The sequence below is a fragment of the Kistimonas scapharcae genome (genome assembly GCF_039540975.1).
In the GTDB taxonomy this organism is placed as follows: Bacteria; Pseudomonadota; Gammaproteobacteria; order Pseudomonadales; family Endozoicomonadaceae; genus Kistimonas; species Kistimonas scapharcae.
The window spans coordinates 50,298-58,988 of the sequence record NZ_BAABFL010000475.1 but is presented as its reverse complement, the minus strand read 5'-3'; the positions used below and the strand labels follow the sequence as shown (position 1 = coordinate 58,988).

Genomic DNA, 8,691 nt, shown 5'->3' with positions numbered 1-8,691 from the left:
GTTTTGTGCAAAAACTGTACTCTGTTGCCAAAAGTACGGCCAGCTTGCTCACATTCCCAAGGTTAAGCGGGATTTAAGGGTATAAAGCCGAATTTTCATACTCTTTGTAAAATTGCGTTACACTGGTTGGCTATTTGATAGCCACTCGGATTCAACCATGATGACATTGGGAACCCCTTTCAGTTCTTCTGCAACCAAAGTCTTGCTTTGTGGTTCGGGTGAACTCGGAAAGGAGGTCGCTATTGCATTACAGCGGCTGGGTGTGGAAGTCGTGGCGCTGGATCGTTATGCCAATGCGCCTGCCATGCAGGTGGCTGATCGCAGTCATGTGTTGTCCATGCTGGACAGCGAAAAGCTGCGTGCGGTGATCGAGACAGAAAAACCGGATTTTATCGTGCCGGAAATTGAAGCGATTGCCACGGAAACATTAGTCGCATTGGAGCAAGAGGGATACACCGTCGTACCGACAGCTCGGGCTGCCCAGTTGACCATGAACCGTGAAGGTATACGACGCTTGGCTGCGGAGACACTTCACCTTAAAACATCGTCGTATCGTTTTGCTGATAATTGGGACGATTTTCAAACAGCGGTCGAAGCCATTGGTATGCCCTGCGTGGTCAAGCCCATCATGAGCTCTTCAGGAAAAGGGCAAAGCGTTGTAAAGCACTCTGATGATTGTAAGCAAGCTTGGAATTATGCACAGGAAGGTGGCCGGGCCGGGAAAGGGCGTGTCATTATAGAAGGATTTGTGGACTTCGATTTTGAGATTACGTTGTTAACCATCAGGCATCGTGATGGAACCAGTTTCTGTCAACCAATAGGCCATCGACAGGAAGGGGGAGATTACCGGGAATCATGGCAGCCACAGGCAATGTCGGACGCTGCATTAGAAATGTCGAAAAACGTTGCGCAATCCATTACCGAGGCTTTGGGCGGTTGGGGACTATTTGGTGTTGAATTGTTTATCTGTGGCGATAATGTCATTTTCAGTGAAGTGTCTCCTCGGCCTCATGATACTGGACTGGTGACCTTGATATCACAGAATTATTCCGAGTTTGAATTACATGTGCGAGCTTTTCTTGGATTACCCATCCCGAATATTCGACAGTTTGGGCCTGGGGCATCGTCTGCCTTGTTGGTTGAGGGAAGATCTGCAGATATTCGGTTTGGCAATCTGGCGGATGCATTAAGTCAGGTTGATACTGATCTGAGATTATTTGGAAAGCCTGAGGTGGATGGCTTGAGACGTATGGGGGTTGGGCTGGCGTTAGGTGATAATTGTCAGGAGGCTATTGAAAAAGCGGCAACGGTTACCTCTCGAATCCATATTGAGCTTTAGGTGTTCTTTATTGCGGTGTAGCAAAAACGATATAGTCAAATTTTTATAATTGACTATATGTTCAATAAATGAAAAGCGGACTGAATAATAAGGCTGATGTTTTTTGAAATAAAACATTGTTCATACATGAGTCTGATTTTCGTTTCTTATCTTTAGCACCATGGTTGTGGTGATATGCCGTTCTATCACTGAGAATGGTCATGCGATTATTTGGCACGTTGGTTCTATTTATTTCTTTTGGGTAAACGTTACTGTTACTTAGCCCTTATCTATAGTAACGCTCCGTGTGAGCAGGAAACAAATCAGCTGGTGTGAACCATAAAAAAATAATTTAAACGTTTGTTTGAACTGTTGCTAGCCCCTGTTTTATGGCGCTCTTTGCTTTTTTTTTTGGAATGAAACGTTTTTGGCATAAACAATGAATTAGTTGTAAGTGCAAAAGGACGAAGCATGATTGTCAGGCGTTATGGAGCGCTGATCCATGCTTTCATTTACCACCATGCTGTGAGCAACTGAGGCGGACGCTCAGTGGAGGTCTTGCAGCAGGCTGTGATTAGGGAGTGTTACCATGAATGTTTCAGAAGGTTTTGTCACAGAATTTTTCGGAATGGATGTTGAGAAAGCGAATTTGCGCCGTATGCTCGAACAGCAGATTGCGCATTTTCTGGCACAGGGGGGGCGCGTTCAGTGTATTCCTAACCAGCTTGAAGAGAATGGTGGCGCTAAGCCCGTTAGGCTGACAAGAAGCAGTGGTGGCAATTACTGAGTCGTCCATGAGGAAATAAAAAAGCCGGGACAAATGTCCCGGCTAAAGTCGCTAGAGTTAACATGCGCATGTAGCCCATGTGAAGCCGTCGTTCACAGAGCCTCTGATAACATAGTACCAGTTCGGTAAAAGTCAAAACAAATACTCCCACCTCGCCTTCTAAAAAGCAAAACGTCAGTACTTAAAAACGGTTCTGTTCTCTGGCTTCTAGATTTTGCGCTACTGACTTTTGTCCTCCAGCAACGTGGTGGTCGATGGAAATAAAAAATAGGACGTTCAACTATATTTTGCAACTGTGAGGGCGGGTGACGGGTTGTTTTTCTGGAGGGTTCTGAAAATTGTTGAGGGGCAATGCTGTTGTGTGTGAAACTTATGAGTATCCGGTGTTGTTGATCATTTCAATATTTCTGAATTATAGGCCTTCAGATGTAAATGCTTTTTAAGTGGGTTCTGCTATGTCTGAATTTGATGTTTTCGTTGATATGAATAATTAACGGGTGATTTGGGTTTTTGGTTTGCTTTATGTGTTCAGGTGTTTAATGAGCAAGTCGTGAAGTTGGCAAGTAGTGCGCGTTAGTTATGATGAGTGGCTATTGTTGTGTGTATAGTCTTCCATAGTTGAATTTTATGGAGGAATGAATCGTTTGTTTGCAAGATTACGCTTAGTCATAAGCGAACCCCGTTCTGTTATCTGATAGAGGTTTCTGTTGAGCAGGGCTGGCGTTAGCCAGCCTCGGTGTCAGATGTCTCTTCTCTTGTTTCGCGAACGATAACGGCTTCGGGTTTGTTTCGGTTGGGCCATACGCTTTCTGGAATGACCTCCGTCGCCATGTAGCCTTTTCCGCCCTTGCCAATAAGGAATCGAACAGATTCACCTGCTTTGAGTGACTTAAAGCCATCCATAATGATGACGCTATAGTGAACGAAAATGTCTTCGTTCTCGGAGGCTGCCACAGGCTCAATAAAACCAATGCCTTTAGCGTTGTTAAACCACTTGATCGTTCCGGTTAAATATTCCATATCCCTGTCTCATTATTATTGCTTCCCAGTAACACAATAACGTTAGTTCTCCCATGGGGCAATACTTTATCTGATATTCCTTTCAATGGAAGTGTTTATGAGAGTAATGGATAGGCAAATAAAACCAATAAAAGTGAAAGATATCACTTATTGCTGTTGGGTATGTAGATATAACGTTTTTTCTGTATGGTTATGTGGAGCATCAACCTGAGAGTGTATGATATGATAAATAGTGTCTAAAACTTCATTCCAGTTAACGCCGGGCTTGAGGCGCTTGTCATAGAGAATGTGCAGAAGGTATTTGTCGAGCGGTGTGAGTTGTTGAAAGATACTGCTGTCGTTAAAAATACTGGGATATAAGTCATCAACGTCGTTGGTCAGGCCCATGATCTGGGTCATTTCTTCGATGACACAGGACTGCAACCGTCCATACGAGCGGGCGAGGTCTTCAGGGATCAGAATCCACGCCTTAACGATTTGTCCATTACGATTAGCCAGAATGTTGAATGTACAAAGGCTGTGACTTAGGTGTGGGTTTTTATCTGTGTTTATAGCCCGATTGAATTCTGTCTGGTTCATGAAGTAGATCAGTACGTTGGCTTTTTCACGTTCAGGCTCAATGTACATTGGTAACTGAGTATGCTCAGACAGGATATTCATCTGTTCTTGAATCAATTTTTCATGGAGTGCGGGATCGCCTATTGCGCTGAAAATATGAATCCGCAAGGGTGATGTCCATTTCAGCAGGCGGCGTTCTTTTCCATCATTAAACTCATTGAAGAAGGCGACTCGGTAAAAAGCATCACGAACATAATCGGACTCCATCCAGACGGGATATTGAGCAACAGACATTGGGGACATAAGAAGCCCGGCCAAAAGCATTACAACCTTGAAAAAATGACCTCTATAGATCTACGTCAACATTCCTTTTATAACGTTTAGTATTATCCATTGCTCAATGTATTTAACTTTATATGCTTATTTTTGCCTATCCGATAAGCAATAAAGCTTTTGTGAAATTATAGATGCCGCTGTTCAGTGGTGATGATTTTTAGAGGCTCTGGAAAGGACTGTTTTGCTATATCTTCAACTCCTCTGGAAGAAGGCCTTATCCTTTCATTCTGCAGTGAAAGGATATGGCGTTTTTAGGGAAATCAACGCTTCCTAATTATTGAATTGTCTATATGTCTTTGAATTTATAATTAATCCTTATGAAAAAAGGGGAAGCTCTACATGCGAGGAGCTTCTTATTGAGTGGCAAAGGTACTGCTTAAAGCTTCTGTTCTAGCGCCATTTTTGTGTACTGTGGTTTTCAAACGTGGCTTGACGGATATCCGCACCATTTTCATGGCTGGTTGCCGTCACGGCAATATTGCTGTCATGGCGGCTGCGGAGCGTGTTGCCATACCAGTCAAAACGCAGGTTGTCGGAATCCGTACAACGCCAGATCGTGACTTCACCGCCATCATAGGCCATACCCCGGTTATCAAGGCAGTAAGCCGGATTCTTCTTGCTATGGATGAAGCCAGTGAGCGGCTCATAACGCCATTGCTGGTTATCACCATTGTGGCAGTCCCACAGCAGGACATTACTGCCGTCCGTCATATTGCCACCGGCTATATCCATACAGCGCTCACCGCTCTTCAGCGGCTTGTAGACGGCAGGTTGTTCTGCTTTCACCAGAACCTGCTGGGCTTCACCACCGTGGCAGCTCCAGAGATGCACATTCGAACCATTACCAGAGCCTGCACCTTTGACATCCAGGCATTTACCCTGATTGAGTGCGCTTCGAAGTACGCGATTGTCGGTATCCAGTACCCAGCGCTGTGCATTGGTACCATTGCACTCCCATAGCTGGATGTTATTGCCATCATGCTGGAGGGCGCCGGAGACATCCAGGCACATCCGGGGATCGACTTTGCTATGTAGTGCGCCATCATCATCCATGACCCAGCCCTGGGCGTCGGAGCCATTACAGTTCCAGAGATGGACATTGGTGCCGTTCTCGGTACCACTATGATTGACGTCAATGCATTTGCCCAGATAGCTCATGTACAGGTTCTTGTATTTTGGGGATACCCGAACCTCGTGACGGGACTGGCCCGGATCCAGCCAGAGCTTCAGGATTTCTCGTTCACTGTCCCACTCGCTGTGCCAGCTGCCGTCGGGATCAGACACCGAGAGTTCCCAGCCATCCTGATAGTAACGGCTGGCCGGGATATAGATTTCAGTAGGACCGGTTACACCGGATTTTTCATCGTAGACCAGACGGAACTCTTTGCTTTTAGCTTCGAAGTAATAATCAACCGGCTGGCCAGCAATGGCCCTGGGATAGGTGCGGGTCAAATGCTCAGCAACGATGGTTTCGTTGTTGGAACCGTCGGTAGGCGACCAGCCGCCACGGTCATTCGACCAGTAGGCCCAGCCAGACCCCATGTAGTCAGCCATCAGGGTGACATCATCAATAAAGTCACCGGCACCCGGCTGATTGGCTCCCACACCAAATTCACCGACGACAATGGGCATATTCATCTTGTTCAGCTCGTTGACGCGCTCCCGTCCCCAGGGTTCAAACGACCATTTGTCCACGTCACTGTAAGCGCCGCCTTCATGCAGAAAGGGCGGGTAAAAGTGGGGGGCATAAACCAGTCGCTCTTCACCTTCGCGGGGATCATCAATAACGCCCAAGGTCGAAGCAACACCAAAGTTAATACCCAGCGCCTGTGGCTCAATGAACAGCCAGGTGTCTTGGTCAACAGTACGGATACGGTTAATCACCCGCTCATAAAATGGTTGTAGCTGAAAGGTTTCAAACCCGGGCCAGACATAGGTGCCACCATAGGGTTCGTTCATCAGGTCATAGCCGATGACGTTGGGGATATCTTTAAACCGTTTGGCCACGTGCATCCACATGTCTGCGTAGTGGTCCTGAAGACCATAATCATTGCGCCAGAAGTGATCAAAGGCTCGGCTGACACCAGGTTGCAGGTAAGTGATCCACCAAGGTGATTGGGGCTCTGCCGGGAGACCATCGGTAATCGTGGCCCAGGGAGGTGCGCCGTCGCCGCCAAACTGGTATGCGTAAAGATCCTGGTGCATATCCAGCAGGACATACATCCCCTGGTCTTCATACCATTTGACCCGTTCAGCAACCTTGTCCAGATAGGCTTCATCATAGACACCGGGCTGGGGCTCAATGGCATCCCAGAAAATCAGGAAACGGACAAAATTAAAGCCCCAGTCACGGGTTTCACGCTCAACATCAGCCTGACTGATCCACGGCATTCTCTCCGGATGCCCCTTGGCGCTTGAGCTGGTGTTGAGGCCATGGAGTATCAGAGCGCGGCCCTGGTCATCCGTGATATAGCGAGGGTTATCTGCCTTGTATTTACAACCGGCAATAAAAAGCGAGGTACACAGGCAAACTGCCAGCAGGCGCCAGCAACGATTGCGAAACATGGCTGTTTCTCTCCAATGTTATTGTTCTTGTCATGGTTGGGTGGGTTGGCGAGAAAGACCGATACAGGCGGGATTCGGGTTGCCAACCAAGGTGGCGTGTCAAACAGCAAAACATGCACGTTAGTACTATTACAGATTTTCGATTGCTGATCAAAAGTGTTCTGCGCCATGAGGAAGGTGCCTGATCTTGCGAATAGCGCTCCAGGATGGTGTGGTCTCTGCTTGCTCGAGGCAGCATCACATCGTTACACTCGGACGGCGTGTTTTCCTGCAAGTAATAATAAAAAAGGTGGAGTTATGCCTGGAATGCAGAGGCGTCGTTGGATGGTGGGATTGTTGTCCGTGTTGGGCGGGCTGGTTGCATTACTGGCCGTTGTGGCAAGCAGTATTTGGTTCTATCTCAACCCGCAGCCTGTTGGCGAGCAGGTATTCATCAACGGTCATATCCTGACTATGGATGATGACAATACGGTCCTTGAGGCGATGCATCTGAAAGGTGATCGTATCGTTGCCACCGGAAAGACTCAGGCGATCTTGCAGCAGGCAGGCAAACAGGCAAATATCATTGATCTGCATGGGCAAACGGTAACACCGGGTTTCATCGAAGCACATGGGCATTTCCCCGGTAGCGGCCTGAAAGCGGTTGCAGAAGATGTCAGTAGTCCTCCAGTTGGCACAGTGCTGACGATTGGCGATGTGCTGAAACGTCTCCGACAGCGTGCCAGTGAGATACCACCGGGTGAATGGGTGATTGGTTATGGTTTTGATGATTCCCTGGTGGCCGAACATCGTTTCATGACGCGAGAAGAGTTGGATACGGTATCCACTGAACATCCCGTTTTTGTGCTTCATGTCTCAGCCCATATGGCCGTTATCAACTCGCAAGCGCAGACCATCGCCGGGATCGATCAAGATACGGTTAATCCTGATGGCGGTGAAATTGTCCGAAATGCCTCGGGTGCATTCACTGGCCTGCTACTTGAAACGGCGCATGACCCTGTGCGGGATATGGCCTTTGATTTTTCGATCCTCAAGAACCTCACTATTGTACAGACATCCGTCGATGACTATGTGAGCCAAGGCGTAACGACTGTACAGAGTGGCAAGGCGACGGAATCCTTTTATCGACCCTTGAACCTGCTGTCACGGCTGGGCGTCATACCGCAACGTGTTATTGTCTGGCCGGACCTTGACCTCGCCAAAGCAATCGATGCCGGAAAGATTGCACGTCATCAATCCGATAAGTTGTCCCTAGGTGCATTGAAGCTGACAACCGACGGATCAATCCAGGGGTATACGGGTTATCTCTCGGCACCCTATCACCAGACGCCTTCTCAACGCGCTGCAGATTTTCGAGGTGAACCGGTCATGAGAGCGGATGAATTGAGTCGGCTGGTCTCAGAATGGCATGACAAAGGGTGGCAGCTGGCGTTGCATGCGAATGGTGATGCTGCGATTGATAATGTGCTGTCAGCAGTGGAAGCGGCGCAGAATGCGTCGCCTCGATCGGATGCCCGTCATGTGATTGTGCATGCCCAGATGAGCCGACATGATCAGCTCGAAAAGATGCAGTCATTGGGCGTGACGCCAAGCTTTTTTCCTGCGCATGTCTACTATTGGGGGGATCGCCATAACGCTCTGTTTTTAGGCGCAGAACGCGCCGCACGGATCAGTCCTTTGAAATCTGCGGATGAATATGGGGTGCGTTACAGTATTCATCTGGATACCCCGGTCGTGCCGATCCAGCCATTGTTGCTGGCGTGGTCAGCGGTTCAACGGGAAACCAGTGGTGGTGAGGTGCTGGGACCTGAAGAGCGGATTGGTGTCATGCAGGCTCTGCGTGCTATCACGATAGATGCAGCATGGCAGGTCTTTCAGAAAGATAATCGGGGATCACTGGAAGCGGGCAAGTATGCGGATTTTGTTGTGTTATCAGATAACCCGTTAGTCAATGCAAGTCGCTTACATCAATTAGCGGTTGAGCAGACATGGATCGGTGGTGTTCCAGTCTATAACAGCAACAAATAATCCCTGTCTTCGAAGTCAACAGAATAATTAATAAACGTGCGACGGGTGAAAGTCGCACGTTTGTTTCAGCGTTTTAAAA

The 8,691-nt window shown here is 47.9% G+C and carries 6 protein-coding genes; 3 read left to right on the top strand and 3 right to left on the bottom strand.

Going from position 1 to position 8,691, the window contains the following annotated elements; all coding sequences use genetic code 11:
* The first annotated feature begins 157 nt into the window (after positions 1-157).
* Positions 158-1,339, top strand: a complete 1,182-nt coding sequence (purT, locus tag ABD892_RS24935; protein ID WP_345199017.1) for a formate-dependent phosphoribosylglycinamide formyltransferase — start codon at positions 158-160, stop codon at positions 1,337-1,339.
* Between the two features lie 568 nt (positions 1,340-1,907).
* A complete protein-coding gene (locus ABD892_RS24930; RefSeq protein WP_345199016.1) occupies positions 1,908-2,105 on the top strand; it encodes a hypothetical protein in 198 nt (65 codons plus the stop codon).
* A 723-nt stretch (positions 2,106-2,828) separates the two neighbouring features.
* Here the strand turns inward: ABD892_RS24930 and ABD892_RS24925 are convergent.
* From ABD892_RS24925 to ABD892_RS24915, 3 genes are all read right to left on the bottom strand, one after another.
* On the bottom strand, positions 2,829-3,125 hold the full coding sequence (locus ABD892_RS24925; RefSeq protein WP_211830515.1) for a cold-shock protein: 297 nt from the start codon (positions 3,123-3,125) through the stop codon (positions 2,829-2,831).
* Positions 3,126-3,272: 147 nt separating this feature from the next.
* The gene (locus ABD892_RS24920) at positions 3,273-4,007 is read right to left on the bottom strand and encodes a DUF2927 domain-containing protein (RefSeq protein ID WP_345199015.1); all 735 of its coding nucleotides are present in this window, start codon (positions 4,005-4,007) and stop codon (positions 3,273-3,275) included.
* Between the two features lie 402 nt (positions 4,008-4,409).
* Positions 4,410-6,584 (bottom strand): ricin-type beta-trefoil lectin domain protein, encoded by a 2,175-nt coding sequence (locus ABD892_RS24915; protein WP_345199014.1) that lies wholly within the window; start codon positions 6,582-6,584, stop codon positions 4,410-4,412.
* Positions 6,585-6,881: 297 nt separating this feature from the next.
* On the opposite strand from ABD892_RS24915, the gene ABD892_RS24910 reads away from it, so the two are divergent.
* The gene (locus ABD892_RS24910; protein ID WP_345199013.1) at positions 6,882-8,612 is read left to right on the top strand and encodes an amidohydrolase; all 1,731 of its coding nucleotides are present in this window, start codon (positions 6,882-6,884) and stop codon (positions 8,610-8,612) included.
* Positions 8,613-8,691 lie beyond the last annotated feature (79 nt).

Coding starts and splice junctions, on each gene's coding strand:
- purT (WP_345199017.1), top strand. CDS start 158: ATGATGACATTGGGAACCCCTTTCAGTTCTTCTGCAACCAAAGTCTTG.
- ABD892_RS24925 (WP_211830515.1), bottom strand. CDS start 3,125: ATGGAATATTTAACCGGAACGATCAAGTGGTTTAACAACGCTAAAGGC.
- ABD892_RS24915 (WP_345199014.1), bottom strand. CDS start 6,584: ATGTTTCGCAATCGTTGCTGGCGCCTGCTGGCAGTTTGCCTGTGTACC.
- ABD892_RS24930 (WP_345199016.1), top strand. CDS start 1,908: ATGAATGTTTCAGAAGGTTTTGTCACAGAATTTTTCGGAATGGATGTT.
- ABD892_RS24910 (WP_345199013.1), top strand. CDS start 6,882: ATGCCTGGAATGCAGAGGCGTCGTTGGATGGTGGGATTGTTGTCCGTG.
- ABD892_RS24920 (WP_345199015.1), bottom strand. CDS start 4,007: ATGCTTTTGGCCGGGCTTCTTATGTCCCCAATGTCTGTTGCTCAATAT.